The following is a 374-nucleotide window of genomic DNA, read 5'->3' as shown; positions in this document are numbered from 1 at the left end:
ATGACCACCGAGCGCGAGACAAAGCGCATCAGATTGCCGAGCTTAAGAATACCCATGACGACCTGAATCGCGCCGCACAGTAAAGTAGCGGCCAGCAGGTATTGCAGGCCATGATCGGCCACCAAATCCACCATCACTAGCGCCATCGCCCCTGTCGCTGCCGAAATCATACCGGGACGACCGCCGACGAAACTAATCACCACGGCGATACAGAATGAGGCATACAAACCGACTTTTGGGTCGACGCCTGCGATAATAGAAAAAGCAATGGCTTCTGGAATCAGGGCCAGTGCGACCACCAAACCTGATAAAACGTCACCGCGAACATTGGAAAACCACTCGTCACGTAAGCTATCAAAAAAAGATGTCATAAG

1 protein-coding gene is annotated in these 374 nt (G+C 52.1%); it reads right to left on the bottom strand.

What is annotated here, in order from left to right:
- Positions 1 to 371 (bottom strand): SulP family inorganic anion transporter (locus AAEZ03_RS26205; protein WP_350582672.1); only part of this gene is annotated, 371 nt, incomplete at its 3' end.
- Positions 372 to 374 lie beyond the last annotated feature (3 nt).

Origin of the sequence: Pseudomonas sp. HY2-MNA-CIBAN-0224 (genome assembly GCF_040310285.1) — a bacterium.
Taxonomy (GTDB): Bacteria; Pseudomonadota; Gammaproteobacteria; order Pseudomonadales; family Pseudomonadaceae; genus Aquipseudomonas; species Aquipseudomonas helleri.
The sequence above is the reverse complement of the archived record's forward strand: the minus strand, read 5'-3'. Positions and strand labels throughout refer to the sequence as shown.